Genomic DNA, 264 nt, shown 5'->3' on the forward strand with positions numbered 1-264 from the left:
GGCCCTGGGTGCTGGTGAGGTTGTTCTGGTCAGCGGCATTGTTGTTGCTGCTGCCTTCGACCAGGGTCTGCCTTTGCATGTTGTCGTAGGCATAGCTGTTGTTGTGGACTGAGGCATTGCTTTGTACTGTCTCATGGCTGACGGTATGGGTGCTGCCGCTGATGCTGACCTGGCGCGTTGTCGTGCCTGCTGTCTGGGCGGTCTGGATGTTGAGTTCGTGGCTGAGGTTGCCGGCTTTATCGTAGTCAAGGGCACTGGTGTATC

At 57.2% G+C, this 264-nt stretch carries 1 protein-coding gene; it reads right to left on the reverse strand.

Annotated elements, in window-relative coordinates; all coding sequences use genetic code 11:
- The coding region (locus ACO0LF_RS31755) for a hypothetical protein (RefSeq protein ID WP_423021443.1) at positions 1-264 on the reverse strand (264 nt) is incomplete at both ends.

This window comes from Undibacterium sp. Di27W (genome assembly GCF_049340345.1).
Lineage (GTDB): Bacteria > Pseudomonadota > Gammaproteobacteria > Burkholderiales > Burkholderiaceae_D > Undibacterium.